This is a genomic window from Galactobacter caseinivorans (assembly GCF_003640665.1).
Taxonomy (GTDB): Bacteria; Actinomycetota; Actinomycetes; order Actinomycetales; family Micrococcaceae; genus Galactobacter; species Galactobacter caseinivorans.
Map to the genome: position 1 here is coordinate 259419 of NZ_QQXL01000004.1, position 17576 is coordinate 276994.

The window sequence follows — 17576 nt, forward strand, 5'->3', positions numbered from 1 at the left end:
CCAAGCCCTCCCGCTGATTCCCCTAGGTCCGTGTGCCCTGCCCGCCGGCACCGCGCGCCGCCACGAACTGTGAGGGTATGGGGCGGAAAGAAGAAGGAAACACATGCTGTTCAAGCTCATCGCTCGGCATTCAAAGCCATACATCGGCTGGATCCTCCTGGTTGTTCTGTTCCAGTTGGCCTCCACCATCACCACCCTTTACCTGCCCTCGCTGAACGCCCAGATCATTGACGAGGGCGTCATCAAGGGCGACGTTGACCGGATCTGGGAACTCGGCGGCATCATGCTGATCGTCGCGTTCATCCAGGTGATCGTCGCCGTCGCCGCCGTCTACTTCGGTTCCAAGACGGCCATGGCCGTTGGTCGCGACATCCGCAAGGCCGTCTTTGGCCGCGTCTCAAACTTCTCTGCCCGTGAGGTCAATAAGTTTGGCGCCGCAACGCTGATCACCCGTGGTTCCAATGACGTTCAGCAGATCCAGATGCTGGTCCTGCTTGGCCTGAACTTCATGGTCAACGCGCCCATCATGTGCATCGGCGGAATCATCATGGCGCTGCGCGAGGACGCCGGGCTGTCGTGGCTGGTGTGGGTCTCCGTGCCGCTGCTGTTCCTGGTGGTGGGCCTGCTGGTCATCAAGCTCATGCCGCTCTTCCGCGAGAACCAGACGCGCCTTGACGGCATCAACGGCGTGCTGCGTGAGCAGATCACCGGCATCCGCGTGGTCCGCGCGTTCACGCGTGAGAAGCACGAGTCCAAGCGCTTTGCCGGTGCGAATGAGGACCTGACCAAGGTCGGCGTGCGCGTGGGCAACCTGTTTGTGCTCATGTTCCCGCTCATCATGCTGATCCTGGAGGGCGCCACCACGGCGGTCCTGTGGTTCGGTGGGCACCGCGTGGACAGCGGCGACATTCAGGTCGGTTCGCTGACCGCGTTCATGCAGTACCTCATGCAGATTCTGACCGCGGTCATGATGGGCACGTTCATGGCCATGATGATTCCCCGCGCCATGGTCTCCGCAGAGCGCGTGGGAGAGGTGCTGGACACCGAGCCCTCCATCACGGACGCGACCGTGGACGTTGACCCAGTCCCGGGCGCGCCCGCCGTGGAGTTTCGCGGCGTGAGCTTTGGCTACCCGGGTGCAGAGAAGAACGTGGTGAACCGCCTCAACTTCACGGCTGAGGTGGGTAAGACCACCGCCATCATCGGCTCCACCGGCTCCGGCAAGACCACGCTGCTGAACCTGATTCCCCGCCTGTATGACGCGGATGAGGGAGAGGTGCTGATCAACGGCGTCTCCACCCAGCAGATGACCCGCCAGCGCCTGTCGCAGACCATCGCGGCCGTGCCCCAGAAGCCGTTCCTGTTCTCCGGAACCGTGGCCACCAACCTGCGCTTTGGCGCGCAGAAGGCCACGGAGGAGGAGCTGTGGGAGGCGCTGACGGTGGCCCAGGCCACCGACTTTGTCACCGAACGAGAGGGCAAGCTTGACTCGCCCATCTCGCAGGGCGGCACCAACGTGTCCGGCGGGCAGCGTCAGCGCCTATGCATTGCGCGCGCGCTGGCGTCCAAGCCGCAGGTGTACCTCTTTGATGACTCCTTCTCCGCCTTGGACGTGGCGACGGATGCCCGCCTGCGGGCGGCCCTGGCAGAGCCCACCAAGAACGCGGCGGTGATTGTGGTGGCGCAGCGCGTCTCCACCATCATCGAGGCGGATCAGATCCTGGTGCTTGAGCACGGGGAGATCGTCGCCAGGGGCACCCACGAGGAACTCGTGGAGTCCTCAGAGACGTACCAACAGATTGTCCAGTCCCAGATCAGCGCGGAGGAGGTGGCCTGATGAGCCCCAAGAAGAAGAGCCAGGAGCTCAAGAGTGAGACCGCCGCCGTGCAGGCAGCGGAGGGCAAGAACGCCACGGAGGCACCGGAGACGGAAGCCTTTGATATGAACATGGACGATGGCTTTGGTGGCCAGCAGTCCGTGCGCAAGGCAGAGAACTTCTGGCCCAGCGCCAAGCGGTTGCTGAGCCTGCTTTCCCCCTACAAGGTCCAGCTCTCCGGAGTGTTCTTGTTGGTGGCCGTCTCTGTGGTCTTCAACGTGGTGGCGCCCAAGGTCATGGGCCGCGCCATGGACATCATCGTTGGCGGACTGGTGGGGCGAAACATGCCCACCGGGATCACCAAGGAACAGGCCATTGAGGGCCTCCGCGCCCAGGGGCAGACCGAGGAAGCCGACCGCCTGAGCCACATGGTCTTCACGCCCGGACAGGGCATCGACTTTGTGGCGCTGGGCAATGTGCTCATCACCGTGCTCATGCTGTACGTGCTGGCCTCACTGTTCATGTGGGCCCAGGGCTGGCTGCTCAACCGCCTGGTGATGAAGGTGGTGCGCAAGCTGCGCGACGACGTGGCGAACAAGCTCAACCGCTTGCCGCTGAACTACTTCGATCCGCGCCAGCGCGGAGACGTGCTCTCCCGCGTCACCAATGACGTGGACAACATCCAGCAGGCGCTGCAGCAGGCCCTGAGCCAGCTGGTCTCCTCCGTCTTCACCGTCATCGGCATCATCATCATGATGTTTGTGGTCTCCTGGCAGCTGGCCCTGATTGCGCTCGTTGCGCTGCCGCTCACCGCAGTGGTCATGGCGGGAATCGGCAAGCCAAGCCAGAAGAAGTTTGTGGCGCAGTGGAAGGCAACGGGTGCCCTGAACGGGCAGATCGAGGAGTCCTTCTCCGGTCACGAACTGGTCAAGGTCTTTGGTCGCGAGCAGGACATGATGGACCGCTTCGAGGAGCGCAACCAGGAGCTGTACAAGGCGGCCTTTGGTGCGCAGGCGCTGTCCATGTCCATGATGCCGGTCATGATGTTTGTGACTTACCTGTCCTACGTCGGCATTGCCGTGGTGGGTGGCCTGCGCGTCGCCGCCGGGCAGATGAGCCTGGGCGACGCCACGGCGTTCATCCAGTATTCGCGCCAGTTCACGCAGCCCCTCTCCGAGATTGCGGGCGTCGCGAACATGCTCCAGTCCGGAGTGGCCTCCGCGGAGCGCACCTTTGAGCTCCTGGATGCCGATGAGGAGTCCCAGGAGGAGGCAACGGCCCACCTGCCGCAGCAGACCGAGGGCCGTGTGGAGTTCCAGAACGTCTCCTTCTCCTACTCGGAGGACAAGCCGCTCATCGAGGAGCTCTCCTTTGAGGCGGATCCGGGGCACACGGTGGCCATCGTTGGTCCCACGGGTGCGGGTAAGACCACGCTCGTGAACCTGGTGATGCGCTTCTACGAGCTCAACGCCGGGCGCATCCTGTTGGATGGCGTGGATACCCGCGAGCTCTCCCGCCAGGAGCTGCGCTCCAAGGTGGGCATGGTGTTGCAAGATGCCTGGCTCTTTGGCGGAACCATCATGGACAACATCCGCTACGGGCGCCTGGACGCCACCGACGAGGAGGTCATCGCGGCCGCGAAGGCCACCTATGTGGATCGCTTTGTGGGTGCGTTGCCAGATGGCTACGACACCATCTTGGATGAGGAGGCGACCAACGTTTCCACGGGCGAGCGCCAGCTCATCACCATTGCGCGTGCCTTTGTCTCCAACCCGAGCCTGCTCATCTTGGATGAGGCCACCAGCTCGGTGGATACGCGCACGGAGCTGTTGGTCCAGCAGGCCATGAAGGCCCTGCGCTCGGATCGCACCAGCTTTGTGATTGCGCACCGACTCTCCACCATTCGCGATGCGGACACCATCTTGGTGATGGAGTCCGGTCGCATTGTGGAGCAGGGCAGCCACGAGGATCTACTGGCCGCGATGGGTGCCTACTACCGTCTCTACATGTCCCAGTTTGTGGGGCCGGCTGATACGGAGATGGCGGAGGAGGACCGGGTGGCGGCAGAGGTGCTGGCCACCGGCGCTTTGCCGATTGTCCCGGCGGCGCAGGAGCCCTCCACGCAGGACGACGCCTAGCCCAACGGACCCTCAGGTCCGTTTCACGAGGCCGTGCGGCGCACTCCAGCGCCGCACGGCCTCGTGCCATGTGGGCGCCTCGAGGACACGAGGCAAGCGCTTGCGCCCAAAGTGTCCACATGCTGGACAACGGGTGATATTTGTTTGATCTGCGACTTCACTGCGCTCGCGGTCGGACTGTCAACTCTTGACTGATTTGTGGCTTGTTGTGACAAGCCGCCGCAGGACGGGAACAATGCGTCAGGTGTCGGATACTTTCGCATCGGGTTACCGGCGCGAAAAATATGAAACGTGACGGCGTTAGTCAATTAGGGGCATGGCATCGACTCGCTCCGTGGAATCGTCGGGGCGCGGGCGGGTTGTGGCAGGGTCGTTGGCCTGCCAAACTCTGGTTTAGCCACTCAACGCGATGGGGGGTAGCAGACCGGCCGGGGGAACTAAGGCCGGGTGCTGTTGCTTCGCGGGGGGAGTGGTGGTGCGCCAGACGGGCGGCATATGGGGTGGAATTTTGAGGAAGGCCACCCCCTTTGCTTCCCCTGAGTGCGTCACGTGATGCGGGGCCAGTAGGCCCAAGGTACGGGGGTACCGATGCATCACGCGAAGCGGGACGGGCCTCAGGCTCGTCCCGCTTCGCCATGTCTGGCCCGCACCGTGTTGACTAGAACCATGTCTGCCTCACGTTCGGTCCAGCCCGCCACACCCCGCGTCCCCCTGGCGGAGCCCAGCTCCTCGCATCACGTGCTGGGGTGGGATGAGATGGGCCTAGGCGGCGAGTTCGACGGCGCTCGGCTAGAGGGCGCGAGCGGCGCCACAGACCTGAGTGATGTCACGTTCCGAGACTGCGTGGTGGCCCGCGCGGACCTCTCCGGGGCGGACCTGACGCGCAGCCGCTGGGAGGGCAGCCTGCTGGAGGGCGTCTTTGCTGATGAACTCCGGGCGGGAAAGTCCTCGTGGCGCAACGTGATGTTGCGGCAGTCCCGGATGGGCGTGCTTGATCTGGTGGACGCCAAGGTGCAGGCCGTGCGGATCGGCGGGGCCAAGCTGGGCCGCGTTGACCTGCGCAGGGCCATCGTCACGGATCTGCTGATCGAGGACGCCGTGATTGAGGAGTTGGACCTGGACGAGGCCAAGGCCACCAGGATCTCCTTCTCAGAGGTGCACATTGGCCGTCTGAGCCTGCACGGCAGCGTTTTGAAGGACGTGGACCTGCGCGGCGCGCGGCTGGCGGGAGTGGGTCCCGTCATGGGCCTGCGCGGCGCCATCATCACCGACTGGCAGCTGCAGGAGCTGGCGCCGGCGCTGGCCGCGGATCTCGGGTTGCGCGTGCTGGGCGAGGGCTGAGCGGGCCCGACCGAGGGCTGGTGGGCGCACATGCGCTGCCGTTCGCTCCACAATCTGCTTGGAGCACATATCAAACAGCATTATCTTGGCCCGTTATGGGAGGATGACGCTCGTGTGGTCAGAGAACTCAGCGTATAAATCCGGCAAAGACCTGGGCCGGAACGTCCTGGATCCCTACCTCTCTGACGCCCAATTGCGCCGGGAGGTCATCCTTCGCATGCGCAGCCAGTTCACACCTCGCAAGACGGTGGCGGAGGGCAACGCGGAGGCGATGGCCAGCCTCTGCGGCGTCACGATCCTTGTGACCATCCTGGTGGGCGGTGCCATGGTGCTGACCAGGTTCCCGGGGCTGTTTCCCGGATTCGGCACATCGGTGTCAGAGGCCGTCCTGAGGACGCTTCCCTCGCAGGCCGTGGATCCCGTGCTCTGGGGCATGGTGGCGCTGCTCATCCTTGTGGTGGCGCTGACCGTACGCAGCACTCGCCGGGCCAAGGCCTCCCGCAAACGGGCGCGGCAGCGGCTGGCCAATGCCGCCGTCGCGGGTGCCATGGACGCCATCCACCGGCGCCGGGGCGTGGGCACCACCCGAACGGCGGTACCCGCGCCGGCTGGCGGTTTTGGTGCCCCGGCTCCGCGACACTACGAGATCACGCCGCTGGAGGCGGAGACGCTCGCGGCTGAGTGGATGCGCTTCATGGGCGAGTCCTCTGCACAGACCACCGCCGCCACGGGTGATGGCGGCATCGATGTGGAAGGCCACTTCTACGTGGCGCAGGTGAAGCACTATGCGGGCAGCGTCGGTGTGAAGGACATCCGCGAGTTTGCCGGTGTGGTGAATCATGACCCCCGCGGGCGCAAGGGCCTCTTCTTCACGCGAACCGGCTACGCTCCCGGCGCCTTGGCCTTTGCCGAGCAATCAGGGATCGCCCTCTTCCGCTACGACGCCGCGGCGGGCACCCTGCAGGCCGTGAACACCCATGCGCAGCGGCTGCAAGCCAACGGGCTGGGCTGAGAAGCCGGCCGGGCGCGCCCGGTGAGCCGCGCAACCGCGTACCGCGCGGCGTCGGGCACCGATCTACGATGGACCCTATGAGCTACCCGGCCCACTTCGCCCCGACCCCGTACCCGCCCGCCATGCCGGCGCCGCGCAAGCGTCCCCGGCATCCCGAGGCCAAGCTGGGCCGTTTTTCTGTCATGGACTGGGTCACCTTTGCCTTTTACGTGGGGCTCATGTTTGTGCTCCCCTTGGCGCTGACTGCGCTTCTGGGGGACGCGGCTGCGGAGGCGGAGGCCGCCGCCGCGGATGAGGACCAATTCTCTAGCTTTGTGGTCAATTTTGGGATGTACGCCATCCTCGTGACCCTCACGCTCTTTGCCTTGGGCAGGGAGCTGTGGCGCTCCTTCAAGACCTTCCTTTGGTACCCCTGGGCCAAGTTCTGCGGGCTCCCGGCGGCGTGGTTTGCGACCATCATCGCGACCGCCGTCCTGGTGGCTCTGGCGGCTGCCGCCAGCGGCGTCGGCCTTGACGGCGTCAATCAGAGCCAAAATCAGGACGCCGCAACCGCCATGATGCAGGCCATTCCGTGGCCGCTCATGGTGCTGATGGTGGGCCTCATGGGACCGCTCGTGGAGGAGTACATCTTCCGGCATCTCTTGGTGGGCAAGCTCTCGCGCTGGATCAATCCTTGGGTGCTGGTGGTGCTGTCAGCGCTGGTGTTCATGTCCCTGCACTTCATCGGCAAGGAATGGCCCACTCTGATGACGGGATTGCCGTACTTGCTGATGGGCATCTCCTTTGGTGCGGGCTATGTGCTCTCAGGAAAATCCATCGCCTACTCCTATTGCATGCACGCCTTTTCTAATTGCATGGCGCTGCTGTTGACCTACACCACCGCCGGGGCCTGATCCTCGAGATGTCCTTGGGCGGTTCGGAATCCGGGGCGAGTCCCTGGTCGGGGCATGAGCGCGGCAGCCGCGGCTACCGGGCCATGATTCTGGCGCTGTTTGCGGCGGGCGTCGCCACGTTCTCGCAGCTGTACTCGGTGCAGGGCGTGCTGCCGGAATTGGCTGCGGATCAGCGGATCTCAGAGGCGGATGCCGCGCTGGCGGTGTCCATGGCGACCCTGGGCCTGGCCGTGTCCGTGATCCCCTGGTCCGTGATGGCGGACAGGCGCGGGCGGCGCACCACCATGCGTCTGGCCATCCTGTGCGCCGTGGTGCTGGGGCTCCTGGTGCCTTTTGCCCCCACCTTCCAGGTGCTGCTGGGCCTGCGCCTGCTGGAGGGCCTGGCCTTGGGCGGCATTCCCGCCGTGGCGTTGGCCTACCTCACCGAGGAAGTGGCGCCGTTGGCCGCGGCCGTGGCAAGCGGAACGTACATCTCCGGGACCACGCTCGGCGGGCTGCTTGGCCGCCTGGTCGCGGGGCCCCTGAGTGAGTTTTATACCTGGCGGGTGGGCACCTTTGTGGTCTCCGCCGTGGCGGCGGTGGCCGGGCTCATTTTCTTCTTGGTGGCGCCGGCCCCACGCGGATTCCAACCGGTGGTGCGGCGTTCGGCGCGAGACATTCCCTTGCTGCGCAAGCTGGTGACGTGCCTCAAGGACCGCCGGCTCGTGGCGTTGTTCTGCCAGGGAGGGCTGCTGATGGGCGGCTTTGTGGCGGTGTACAACTACCTTGGATTCCGGCTGCAGGCACCGCCCTTCCTCATCCCCGCCTCGCTCTCCGCACTGCTGTTCCTGGCCTACCTCTCCGGGACGTGGTCCTCAGCGCAGTCCGGCAGGCTCTCCTCCCGTCATGGCCGCTATCCCGTGCTGCGTGGGGCGAGCGGCGTCATGCTCGCAGGCCTGCTACTGACATGGATGGACTCCCTGCCGGCCGTGATCGCTGGCCTTCTCCTCTTTACCGCAGGCTTCTTCGCGGCGCATGCAACCGCTTCCGGTTGGGTGCCAGGGCTGGTGCGCACCGGCCGCGCGCAGGCCTCCAGCCTCTACAACCTGGCTTACTACGGCGGTTCCTCGCTCTTTGGCTGGGCCGTGGGCCTGGCCTTTCAGGGTCAGGGATGGGGCGGTGTGGTCGCGAGCGTCGGAGCCATGATTGTGCTCGCCGTGCTGATCGCCTGGGCGGTGCTGCGCAAGGAAGGTCGCGGCGCCGCGCTGGGGAGTTAAAATTCGGTATGCACAGCGCGCGGAAACGTAGCAAGATTCTCACATGTTTGCAGCGCTCCCAGCGCGAGGCCGCGATCGTGAGGTATCGCCGAGCCGCGGTGCTCGGGAAGCGGGGCGGCCACCAGGATCGCGAAGCGTTCTATGGCGTGGTGTTAGACCGCGGGCCGGAGTGGGTGCTCTTTGCCGTGCTGCGTGATGGCGGCTACCCGAATGGATACAGCGTGGTTCGCCTTCGCGACATCACCGAGGCCAGGCTTGCCCCGGTGTTCCAGGAGTTCGTTGAGTCTCGCGATCCGTGGCCCCTTATCGCTCCGGAGCACCCTCTGGATCTTTCGGAGACGGGCGGGCTCCTGCAGAGCGTCGCCAAGAACGCAGCCGTCTACGAGCTGTATGAGGAAGAGCGGCGGTTGGGGCACATGTGGATCTGCTCCCCGCAGACATGGCGCAAGCGCTCGGTCTGGGTCCGCATGATCGATCCGGACGGCAGATGGGATGCCATGTGGACCAATACGCGCTTTAAGCACGTGACCCGGATCGATTTTCTGGGCGACTACTCCTGCGCCATGGAGCAGATGGCCGGACCGAATCCTGATGATGCTGCCAGTCCCGTGACCGCGTGAATCCACAGGTGAGCGGCGCTCCCGTCCCTCACAGGCCCTGAACTGCCACACTCTGGTGAGGGTCCGGCTCGCGCCGAGACGGGCGATACGCAGCGCAATGCTCTGTGGGGAGGGTGGCAGATATGGGGGACGTTCCAGAGGAGCGGGCGGAAGTCGTTGCAGCAGCGCTCAAGGCGTTGGAATGGCGGCGCTACACCATCATGTTGGTGTGGGTCTTGGCCTTAGGGTTCTGTCTTTCCGTGGTTTGCTTCGCTGTCCTGCTGGGGGCCCTGGACGACGCCTTTCAACTCGGGGCACTGGTGATTGCCCTCTACTGGGGGATATGCGTTGCACTATTAGGGCTAGGAGTCGCAGCGGCTGGGACGGCTCTGACCAAGAACGCAGCGTGGGGGCATGTGATGGGCTTCGCGGTCGTGGTGCTCTGCACGCTGGCCGCCATGTGGATGCTCTCGCACTTGCTTCCTTCGGCCTTCGAGCTGGACTTCGCCCGCCGTTGGGCGGTCCTGCTCCGCGTGTTCCTGCCGATCGTTCCCCCCTACGGCGTGGCTCTTGTGATGGGATGGCTAGCAACAAGGCAAGAGGTTCCGCGCGCACAGACTGGCTAGGATTCAGGCTGAAGTCACTGGCACGCGTTGGGCATGGGGAGAAGGAGCGGCAACTATGGGGACCACACCGCAGGAACAGCCACGGGAGCGTCCGCCGCTGATCGAGACCAACGTGGATCACCTCCTGCCCACCCAGGCGCCGCCGCCCGCTGGCCCGGTCTTGCCGTACCGGCCCACTGGCTACCCCGCGCCGCCGGCACCGTTAGCGCCGCTGCCCCCGGCTGGTCCCCAGCCGTACGCCGTCCAGCCTTACGCCCCCCAGCAGTACGGCGCCGGGCTCGTTGCCGCACCCGTGGACCCGGCCTCGGAGCAAGCCTCGTTGCTGTGGCGACGCTACTGGCTCATGACGGGCGTCATCATGGTTGGCGGCGCCGTCCTTGCGGTCCTCCTTGGCCTGGTCCTGTCCGTCTCCCTGCTGTTCATGGTGGGACTCGTGACCCTCATGGGGGTGCTCGTGGGCGGCGGCTTCTTTGCCATGGTCGGCGTGGGCATCGCGGCGGCCGCGACCGCACTCACCAAGAGCGCCGTCTGGGGGCACGTGATGGGGCTGGTGATCGCTACCCTGCTGGCCGTGCTGGTGCTGGTGGGCATCGGGGCAGCGGAGTCACGGTCGCAGTATGGAAGCGATGCCGGGTCGGTGTGGATGCTGGGCGTCATCTTGGCCCAGGTGGTGATCCCCTACGCCATCGCACTGCTCGGCGGGTGGCTGTGGGCCAAAACCATCAAGCCGCGCACCATCTACGCCTGGGCGCCCGCCTAAGGTGGGCACCCGCATCAGCACTCGCCACTGCTGAGCGCGGCACCGCCCCCGCCCGGGTGCATTGCGCGCTGAGGGTGCGCCTCGTACTGTGCAAGGTGGGTCACATCGACGGGATGGTGGCCGCGGATCGCGAGGAGTTCACCGTGCCAGAGGCCTTCATTGTCGACGCGATCCGAACGCCGGTGGGGCGCCGTGGCAAGGGCCTGTCCGCGGTGCACCCGCTGGACCTGGCCGCGGCCCCGCTGCGTGAGGCCGTCTCCCGCGTCGGAGTGGACAGCGGCGAGTATGACGAGGTGATCCTGGGTTGCATTGACCAGCTGGGACCCCAGTCCATGGACATTGCCCGCAACGCCTGGCTCGCGGCGGGCCTGGATCAGTCCGTCCCCGGCACCACGGTTGAGCGCCAATGTGGCTCCGGCCAGCAGGCCATCATGTACGCGGCCCAGGCCGTGATGAGCGGCACCAGCGATCTCATCGTGGCCGGTGGGGTGCAATCCATGAGCTCCATCCCCCTCCAGGCCTCCAATCGGGCGGCCGCCGAACTGGGCTTTCCGGACCCCTTTGCCGGCTCCAAGGACTGGGCGGCGCGCTACGGGGACCAGGAGATTTCCCAGTTCCGAGGCGCGGAGATGATGGCGCAGAAGTGGGGCTTCACCCGCGAGCAGCTGGAGGACTTCGCGACCGCCTCACATGAGCGCGCCATCGCGGCGCAGGCGGCCGGCCGTTTTGATCGGGAGATCCTGTCGCTGGGTGGGTTGGCCCGGGACGAGGGGCCGCGCGCCCCCGACCGGGACAAGATGGCCACGCTGGCTCCCATCGTGGAGGGCGGCCTCCACACGGCGGCCACCGCCTCGCAGATGTCCGACGGCTCGGCGGCCCTGGTGATCGCCTCGGAGGAGGCGGTGAGGCGCCACGGCCTCACCCCGCGCGCCAGGATCCATCACATCAGCGCCCGTGGGGATGATCCCGTCATGATGCTGTCCGCGCCCATCGAGGCCACGCGTCACGCGCTGAAGCGCACCGGCCTGAGCCTGGACGCCATGGACGTGGTGGAGATCAATGAGGCCTTCGCCGCGGTGGTGCTGGCCTGGCAACACGAGCTGGGAGCGGACCCGGCCAAGACCAATCCCAACGGCGGCGCCATTGCCCTGGGGCATCCCATCGGTGCCACCGGGGCGCGCCTCATGGTCTCGCTGCTGCATGAACTGGAGCGCACGGGCGGCCGCTATGGCCTGCAGACCATGTGCGAGGGCGGCGGGCAGGCCAACGTGACCATCATCGAGCGGCTCTAGAGCCCTGCGATCCCTAGAGCAAGGACCACACCAGTGAACGCACTCGAAGACACCATCGCGGCGGCCCGTTCCACGCGGCTGGACTCGCTCCTGACGCGGAGCGCGGAACGCACCCCACACGCCGCAGCCCTGCGCTTTGAGGAGCGCGAGTGGAGCTACGCGGAGCTAGAGGCGGCCGTGGACAGAGTCGCAGTGCGGCTGCTCGGCGCGGGCCTCAGCAGAGGCGACCGCGTGGCCGCCTACGGCCTGAACTCTGACGCGTACGCGGTGCTTTTCTTGGCCTGTGCCCGCGCCGGGCTGGTCCACGTCCCCGTGAACTTCGCGCTCAAGGGTGATGAGCTGCGCTATCTACTAGAGGACTCTGGTGCCACGCTGCTTGCGGCGGACCCGGCCCTGCGGGCCACGGTCAAGGCGGTGTTCGACGCCGGCGGGGCTGCCTCGGTGCGCCAGGTGTGGGACCTTCTGCCCCCGCCTGGGGGAGAGGGCCACCCGTCCGTGCTCACCACGGCGCTTGATCCCGCTCCGCACGGCGGCACGGAGGCGCTCGCCGCGGTCCGCGTGGACGGCGATGACCTGGTGCAACTGCTCTATACCTCGGGGACCACCTCGGCACCCAAGGGCGCCATGATGACACACGCCGCGCTGATGGCCGAGTACGTCTCTGCCACGATCGCCCTGGATCTGGACGCGGAGGACCGCCCGCTGGTCGCCATGCCGCTGTATCACTCGGCGGCCATGCATGTCTTTTTGATGCCGTACCTGGCACTCGGTGCCACTGTGCGGCTCCTACCCAAGCCGGACGTCGGGCAGATTGTGGAGTTGGTGGAATCCGAGCGCGCCCGCTCGCTGTTCCTGGCGCCCACCGTGTGGGTGCCGCTCGCGAACCATCCCGAGCTGGCCACACGTGATCTTTCCTCGCTCACTAAGGCCCAATACGGCGCGTCCATCATGCCGGTCACGGTGTTGGCGCGCCTGCGCGAGCGATACCCGAGCATCGGCTTTTACAACTGCTTTGGGCAGTCGGAACTCGGCCCGCTCTGCACGGTGCTGCGACCGGAGGAGCATGAAGCGCGGCCCGCGTCCGCCGGGCGCCCCGTGTACTTTGTCCAGGCGCGGGTTCTCACCGCCAACGGCGACGTGGCCGGGCAAGACGAGCCGGGCGAGATTCAGTACCGCGGACCGCAGCTGTTTAAGGGGTACTGGAACAAGCCGGAGCAAACGGCGGAAGCGTTCGACGGCGCGTGGTTCCGCTCCGGCGATCAGGTCACCAAGGACGCGGGGGGCTTCATTACCGTGGTGGATCGCATCAAGGACGTGATCAATACCGGCGGGGTGCTGGTGGCGCCGCGTGAGGTGGAGGACGCGATTTACGAACTGGAGTCCGTCGCGGAGGTCGCGGTGATTGGTCTGCCGGATGAGCGATGGATCGAGGCGGTGACGGCGGTCGTGGTGCTCAAGCCGGGGGCCAGCCTCACCGCAGAGGCCGTGCGGGCCCATGTGAAGGAGCGCATCGCCGCGTTTAAGGTGCCCAAGGCGGTGGAGTTTGTGCAGGAGCTGCCGCGGAATCAGTCCGGCAAGCTGCTCAAGCGCGAGCTGCGGGCGGAGAGGTCATGAGCCAACCGCCGGGCCCGTACTCGCAGCAGGGGCCGTACCTGGAGCGGCCGCAGATGGTTCCGGTCGGCTACGTGATTCCGCGGGCCCCGCTCCCCACGGATCCCTCGTGGAAGGCCATTCTCTGGTTCAGCGCCGGGCTGGTGCTGGTGCCCGTGGGGCTTGCCTTCTTGGTGCTGCTCCTGGTCTTGGGCGGCGCCGCCTCCATCCTGGGGGCGTTCGAAGCGCAACAGGCGGGGGACTACATGCCCTTCGCCTCGGCCGTGATCGTGGGCATGCTTCCCTCCACGGTGCTTCCTGCGTTGATCATCATCGGCAACCGGGCACTGCGGGCGCCCTGGTGGGCGGGAACGCTCGTTTCCGCCGCCGTGGTCGTTGTGGTGGGCCTAGTCCTGAGCAGGGCCTTTATTCACACTGGCAACGGGTGGTTGCAGGGGGTCTCCGTGGTGGCCGGCCTCTTTCTCGTGTTCGGGGCTTTCTGGATGATCTTGGCGCTGGTGCTCGGCCCGCTACTCATCGCCCAGTCCAGCCGGCGCCGGCGGGCTAGGGCGTTCATGGCAGCTGGTTACCCAGGGCCGGGCTATCCAGGACACCCGCCGCCCCCTCCATGGAAGGCAGGATCATGAGCCAGTCACCGGGCCAACACCCTCCTCAGGGTCAGTACCCACCGCCGGGCCAGTACCCCCCGCTCGTGTATGGGGGCGGCGTGCCGGCCCGGCCGCAGGGACCTCTTCCCCGGGACCCCTCGTGGAAGGCCGTGCTGTGGTTCTGTGCGGCGCTGTTGTTGGCCCCTGCGCTCCTGGTCTCGGGTGGGATGCTGCTCCTGGGCATCCTGTTCCTGATGCTGGGCCACGGCAGCCTCTCGATGTTTGGCGACGTGTTGTCGGCCGGGGCCGACCTGTTCGTGGACACGCTGCCTATGCTCCTGCCACCGTGTCTGGCCCTCATCGGAAACCGAGCCCTGCGGGGCCCGTGGTGGGCCGGGGCGCTGGTGTCCATCCCGGTGTTCTTGGCGGCCACCGTCGCCGCGTCCCTCATCTGGAAGGACGTTCGCACGCCGTGGGCAACGGGGATAACCCGCATAGCTGAGTGGTTTTTGATGCCCGGTGCGCCGCTGGTGATCCTGGTGCTGGTGCTGGGGCCGCTCTTCGTGGCACGCTCGGCCCGGCGCAGACGGGCCCGCGCCATGATGACACCCGGGGCTCCGGTCCAGCAGTATCCAGGCCAGCAGTTCCCGGGCCAGCAATACCCAGGCCAGCAGTACCCGGGCCAGCAATACCCGGGTGGACCGCCGCGACGCTAACTGCCGGGCGTGGCGTCGTCAGCCAGGTGCTGGTATGGCTCAACCGAGCCACGGGTTCGCGCGGGCAACATCAGACCCAGGTAGAGCACAAAGGAGATGGCGAGGGCCGGAACGGTGGCACCGATGGGGCTGGGCCACACGTAGGTCAGGGCCGCGGATGAGAGCGCACCCGCAATCCAGACCCCGACCGCTATCCAGTTGACGCCAGCCTGATACCAGTAGCGTCCGCCAGTGGGGCGGAGCAGGTCTCGGTTGTAGCGCCCGCGCTTGATCAGGTAGTAGTCCACGATCATGATCGCGAACACCGGCACAAAGAAGGAACCGACGACAGTCAGGAAGGTCGTGAACTGATCAAGGAGCGCCAGCCACGTGGAACCCGCGATGGAGACCACGCCGATGATGAGCGCCGTGGGAAGGAACTTCACGCGACTGCCGACCTTTGAGTTGACCACGGAGGTGGTCATTCCGTAGACCACCATCGTGTTGGTTGCCATCACGGAGAGGAAGATGACGATCGCGATGGGGGCGCCGAACGCATCCACGAGCAGGGTCGGATCAAATGCGATCACCTGGGTTCCGCGCAGCGCTACGTACGCGATGGCCGTGGCACCGAGGGTCATCGAGATGATGGTGGAGAACATGTAACCGAGGCCGGAGCCCAGGATGCCGGCCTTGCTACTGCGGGCCAGGCGGTTGAAGTCTGCCGAGAGCACGGTCCAGGAGATAGCGGTCGCGAACACGATGTCGAATGCGCTGAAAGGCGTCGTCCCAGTCGAGGCATCCACGGGAAGGGCCTGGAACTCGGCCGGTGAGTAGGCACCAAAGGCGGTGGCAAAGATCCACGCGATGATCACCAGCATCACCACGGCCAGCCAGGGCTCCACCCTCGCAATGCCGGTGTGGCCAAAGATCGCGAGGATCACCACAATGGCCTCGCATAGGACCGAGAAGAGGACGGGGTTGGAGAAACCTGTCAGGCTGGCCACCAGGTGATTGACCGTGACCCCGGCCAGCATCGCTTGGACCCAACTCCAGCCCATCAGCACGCAGAGATTGGCCGCGACCGGTAGGAAACTGCCTTTGGTGCCGAAGGCTCCGCGGGTCAGCGCCATGGTAGGCAAACCGGTGCGGGTGCCGATGTTTCCCACCAAGGTGAGCACCACGGCGCCGCAGACGGTGCCGAGTGCAATCATGGCGAGGGTGGTGCCAAAGTCCAGTCCAGGGATGAAGAGCGTGCCGGTGAGCAGGGTCGTCACCACCAGGTTGGCGGCGAGCCAGATCATGCCAATGCGCGGCATGTTGAGCGTGCCGCGGACCGCACCGCCGTCCTCTGCGTTGGATTGCAGGCGGGATTCAAGGCCCTTGTAGAGGGACATCAGCGCTCGCCTGCGTCGTCCAGCGCGCTCAGCGTGGAGAGGTGCTCGTGCACGGCGAGCAGCCCGTCACCGTCCGTGCGGAACACGATGGACTCGCGCTCGCGATAGGAATCCTGCGTGCCATTGCCTAGGTCCACAGTGGTGGCGACAGTGTGGCTGAAGATGCCACCGCCCGGGTACGCCTGTGCCAGCTGCTCAGTGGAGACGCACTTCAGCACGCGCCAACCTTCCGCGATCCAGCCCTGCCACAGAGCCTCGTACTCGGCCCGGGCGTCCAGGCGGCCCGGCTCGGTGTGGAAGACAAAGCTTGCGTCCGGGGCGAAGGCCGTGAAGTACTCCGTGCCGTCGTTAGCGGCAAACGCCCTGACAATCTGGGCGGCTGCAGCGAGGATCTCTTCGAGGGCGGGGGTGCGTAGGTTGGTCATGATGCGTCTCCGAGCGTGTGGGGCTGATCGTGCCAAACGTCAGACCTATGTTGCACAGCAGGCAACTTCTGATGCGCAGTGATGAAACTACGCGAGCTTATGGCGCACTTAGAGTGATGTCAACCACAGTTCGGAAGGCGCTCGCGCGCCCCTTCGCCCACTCACGCAGACTGTGACGTCTTGCGGTCCGCGCTAGCGGCCAGCCCGCCGTCACCCGCGGGCTGACTCTTGGCAGCGAAGCGGGCAATCAGCTCCTGGGACTCTGGCCCGGAGCAGGACTGGGCAATCAGCGTGGCCTCCCGGTCAAGGTGCTCGGAGTAACCCAGCGAGGGTTCCATGGCCTGGCGTGCGAGGCCCTTGGTGGTGGCGAGCACCTGGGCGGGGACGCGCAGGAGTCGGGACTCCCACTGGGTCACCGCGGCCTCGAAGCGTTCGGCCGAGGTCACCTCGTTGACCAGGCCCCAGTCCTTGGCCTCTGCCGCGGTCAGCGCCTTCCCGCCCACCAGCATCTCCATGGCCCGCTGGTGGCCCAAGATGTGGGGAAGCATGCGCGTGGCGCCGCTGTCCGGGGTCAGTCCAATGCTGGCGTAGGCGGCCAGGAACTTGGCGTGATCGGTGGCGACCACCAGGTCGGAGTTCAATACCAGCCCCAGCCCGGCGCCAGCGGCGGCGCCGTTGACGGCCGCAAGGATCACCAGTCGTGAACCCGCCAGCGCCCGCATGACTGAGTGAGCGGCGTCGGCCAGCTCCGTCAGGAAGGCGGGCCGCTCCGCGCTGCCGTGCGCTGCCATGGCTGCGACATCTCCGCCGCCGCAGAAGATGCGCCCGGTTCCGGTCAGGGTCAAAACGGCCGTGGTGGGGTTCTCCTCCGCGGCGTGGATGGCCTCCACGAGCGCCCTCGCGGTGCTCACATCCAGGGCGTTGCCCTGGTCCGGGCGGTTGATGTTGACTCGCGTGACGCCGGGACGGGAGGTGATCACCAGGGGTTCAGTCATGTCCCGATCTCACCCGCAATGGGCCGCGGAAGCAAGCGTGTGCGGCGCGCGTCGCTAGGCTCGGTGCGTGCAGTCCTCGCCCCAGCCCCCAGCAGAACCCTCCGCGAAGCCCCGGCGCACCGCCGCGGGGCGT

At 66.2% G+C, this 17576-nt stretch carries 16 protein-coding genes; 13 read left to right on the forward strand and 3 right to left on the reverse strand.

Going from position 1 to position 17576, the window contains the following annotated elements:
- The first annotated feature begins 103 nt into the window (after positions 1 to 103).
- From DWQ67_RS08475 to DWQ67_RS13890, 13 genes are all read left to right on the forward strand, one after another.
- Entirely contained in the window at positions 104 to 1837 is a 1734-nt protein-coding gene (locus DWQ67_RS08475) for an ABC transporter ATP-binding protein (RefSeq protein ID WP_121485147.1), read from the forward strand.
- Complete coding sequence (locus tag DWQ67_RS08480; RefSeq protein WP_121485148.1) at positions 1837 to 3954, forward strand: ABC transporter ATP-binding protein; 2118 nt, start codon at positions 1837 to 1839, stop codon at positions 3952 to 3954. The genes DWQ67_RS08475 and DWQ67_RS08480 overlap by 1 nt, the downstream gene beginning before the upstream one ends.
- Before the next feature lie 666 nt (positions 3955 to 4620).
- Complete coding sequence (locus tag DWQ67_RS08485) at positions 4621 to 5295, forward strand: pentapeptide repeat-containing protein (RefSeq protein ID WP_158595411.1); 675 nt, start codon at positions 4621 to 4623, stop codon at positions 5293 to 5295.
- 103 nt (positions 5296 to 5398) lie between these two features.
- Positions 5399 to 6307: a restriction endonuclease gene (locus tag DWQ67_RS08490; RefSeq protein WP_121485150.1), complete on the forward strand. Its 909-nt coding sequence runs from the start codon at positions 5399 to 5401 to the stop codon at positions 6305 to 6307.
- A gap of 77 nt (positions 6308 to 6384) precedes the next feature.
- A complete protein-coding gene (locus DWQ67_RS08495) occupies positions 6385 to 7200 on the forward strand; it encodes a CPBP family intramembrane glutamic endopeptidase (RefSeq protein ID WP_158595412.1) in 816 nt (271 codons plus the stop codon).
- Positions 7201 to 7208: 8 nt separating this feature from the next.
- The gene (locus tag DWQ67_RS08500; RefSeq protein ID WP_121485152.1) at positions 7209 to 8456 is read left to right on the forward strand and encodes an MFS transporter; all 1248 of its coding nucleotides are present in this window, start codon (positions 7209 to 7211) and stop codon (positions 8454 to 8456) included.
- Positions 8457 to 8503: 47 nt separating this feature from the next.
- The gene (locus DWQ67_RS08505) at positions 8504 to 9076 is read left to right on the forward strand and encodes a hypothetical protein (protein ID WP_121485153.1); all 573 of its coding nucleotides are present in this window, start codon (positions 8504 to 8506) and stop codon (positions 9074 to 9076) included.
- 122 nt (positions 9077 to 9198) lie between these two features.
- Positions 9199 to 9681 carry a hypothetical protein gene (locus tag DWQ67_RS08510; protein WP_121485154.1) on the forward strand — a complete coding sequence of 161 codons (483 nt, stop codon included), beginning with the start codon at positions 9199 to 9201 and terminating at the stop codon, positions 9679 to 9681.
- A 55-nt stretch (positions 9682 to 9736) separates the two neighbouring features.
- Positions 9737 to 10441 (forward strand): hypothetical protein, encoded by a 705-nt coding sequence (locus tag DWQ67_RS08515; protein ID WP_121485155.1) that lies wholly within the window; start codon positions 9737 to 9739, stop codon positions 10439 to 10441.
- Positions 10442 to 10584: 143 nt separating this feature from the next.
- Positions 10585 to 11733 carry an acetyl-CoA C-acetyltransferase gene (locus DWQ67_RS08520; RefSeq protein ID WP_121485222.1) on the forward strand — a complete coding sequence of 383 codons (1149 nt, stop codon included), beginning with the start codon at positions 10585 to 10587 and terminating at the stop codon, positions 11731 to 11733.
- Positions 11734 to 11766: 33 nt separating this feature from the next.
- Positions 11767 to 13347: a fatty acyl-CoA synthetase gene (locus tag DWQ67_RS08525; RefSeq protein ID WP_121485156.1), complete on the forward strand. Its 1581-nt coding sequence runs from the start codon at positions 11767 to 11769 to the stop codon at positions 13345 to 13347.
- Positions 13344 to 13970, forward strand: a complete 627-nt coding sequence (locus DWQ67_RS08530) for a hypothetical protein (protein WP_121485157.1) — start codon at positions 13344 to 13346, stop codon at positions 13968 to 13970. The genes DWQ67_RS08525 and DWQ67_RS08530 overlap by 4 nt, the downstream gene beginning before the upstream one ends.
- Positions 13967 to 14647: a hypothetical protein gene (locus tag DWQ67_RS13890; RefSeq protein WP_199712655.1), complete on the forward strand. Its 681-nt coding sequence runs from the start codon at positions 13967 to 13969 to the stop codon at positions 14645 to 14647. Before DWQ67_RS08530 ends, DWQ67_RS13890 begins: the two co-directional genes overlap by 4 nt.
- Here the strand turns inward: DWQ67_RS13890 and DWQ67_RS08540 are convergent.
- The 3 genes from DWQ67_RS08540 to DWQ67_RS08550 all read right to left on the reverse strand — a co-directional run bounded on the left by DWQ67_RS08540 (position 14644) and on the right by DWQ67_RS08550 (position 17443).
- Positions 14644 to 16023: a purine-cytosine permease family protein gene (locus DWQ67_RS08540; protein WP_121485158.1), complete on the reverse strand. Its 1380-nt coding sequence runs from the start codon at positions 16021 to 16023 to the stop codon at positions 14644 to 14646. The two genes, DWQ67_RS13890 and DWQ67_RS08540, sit on opposite strands and share 4 nt — an antisense overlap.
- Complete coding sequence (locus tag DWQ67_RS08545; RefSeq protein WP_121485159.1) at positions 16023 to 16448, reverse strand: nuclear transport factor 2 family protein; 426 nt, start codon at positions 16446 to 16448, stop codon at positions 16023 to 16025. Before DWQ67_RS08545 ends, DWQ67_RS08540 begins: the two co-directional genes overlap by 1 nt.
- Positions 16449 to 16609: 161 nt before the next feature.
- Entirely contained in the window at positions 16610 to 17443 is an 834-nt protein-coding gene (locus DWQ67_RS08550; RefSeq protein WP_121485160.1) for an enoyl-CoA hydratase/isomerase family protein, read from the reverse strand.
- Positions 17444 to 17576: the final 133 nt, after the last annotated feature.

Coding starts and splice junctions, on each gene's coding strand:
- DWQ67_RS08540 (WP_121485158.1), bottom strand. CDS start 16,023: ATGTCCCTCTACAAGGGCCTTGAATCCCGCCTGCAATCCAACGCAGAG.
- DWQ67_RS08490 (WP_121485150.1), top strand. CDS start 5,399: ATGACGCTCGTGTGGTCAGAGAACTCAGCGTATAAATCCGGCAAAGAC.
- DWQ67_RS08475 (WP_121485147.1), top strand. CDS start 104: ATGCTGTTCAAGCTCATCGCTCGGCATTCAAAGCCATACATCGGCTGG.
- DWQ67_RS08510 (WP_121485154.1), top strand. CDS start 9,199: ATGGGGGACGTTCCAGAGGAGCGGGCGGAAGTCGTTGCAGCAGCGCTC.
- DWQ67_RS08545 (WP_121485159.1), bottom strand. CDS start 16,448: ATGACCAACCTACGCACCCCCGCCCTCGAAGAGATCCTCGCTGCAGCC.
- DWQ67_RS08500 (WP_121485152.1), top strand. CDS start 7,209: ATGTCCTTGGGCGGTTCGGAATCCGGGGCGAGTCCCTGGTCGGGGCAT.
- DWQ67_RS08530 (WP_121485157.1), top strand. CDS start 13,344: ATGAGCCAACCGCCGGGCCCGTACTCGCAGCAGGGGCCGTACCTGGAG.
- DWQ67_RS08550 (WP_121485160.1), bottom strand. CDS start 17,443: ATGACTGAACCCCTGGTGATCACCTCCCGTCCCGGCGTCACGCGAGTC.
- DWQ67_RS08485 (WP_158595411.1), top strand. CDS start 4,621: ATGTCTGCCTCACGTTCGGTCCAGCCCGCCACACCCCGCGTCCCCCTG.
- DWQ67_RS08515 (WP_121485155.1), top strand. CDS start 9,737: ATGGGGACCACACCGCAGGAACAGCCACGGGAGCGTCCGCCGCTGATC.
- DWQ67_RS13890 (WP_199712655.1), top strand. CDS start 13,967: ATGAGCCAGTCACCGGGCCAACACCCTCCTCAGGGTCAGTACCCACCG.
- DWQ67_RS08495 (WP_158595412.1), top strand. CDS start 6,385: ATGAGCTACCCGGCCCACTTCGCCCCGACCCCGTACCCGCCCGCCATG.
- DWQ67_RS08480 (WP_121485148.1), top strand. CDS start 1,837: ATGAGCCCCAAGAAGAAGAGCCAGGAGCTCAAGAGTGAGACCGCCGCC.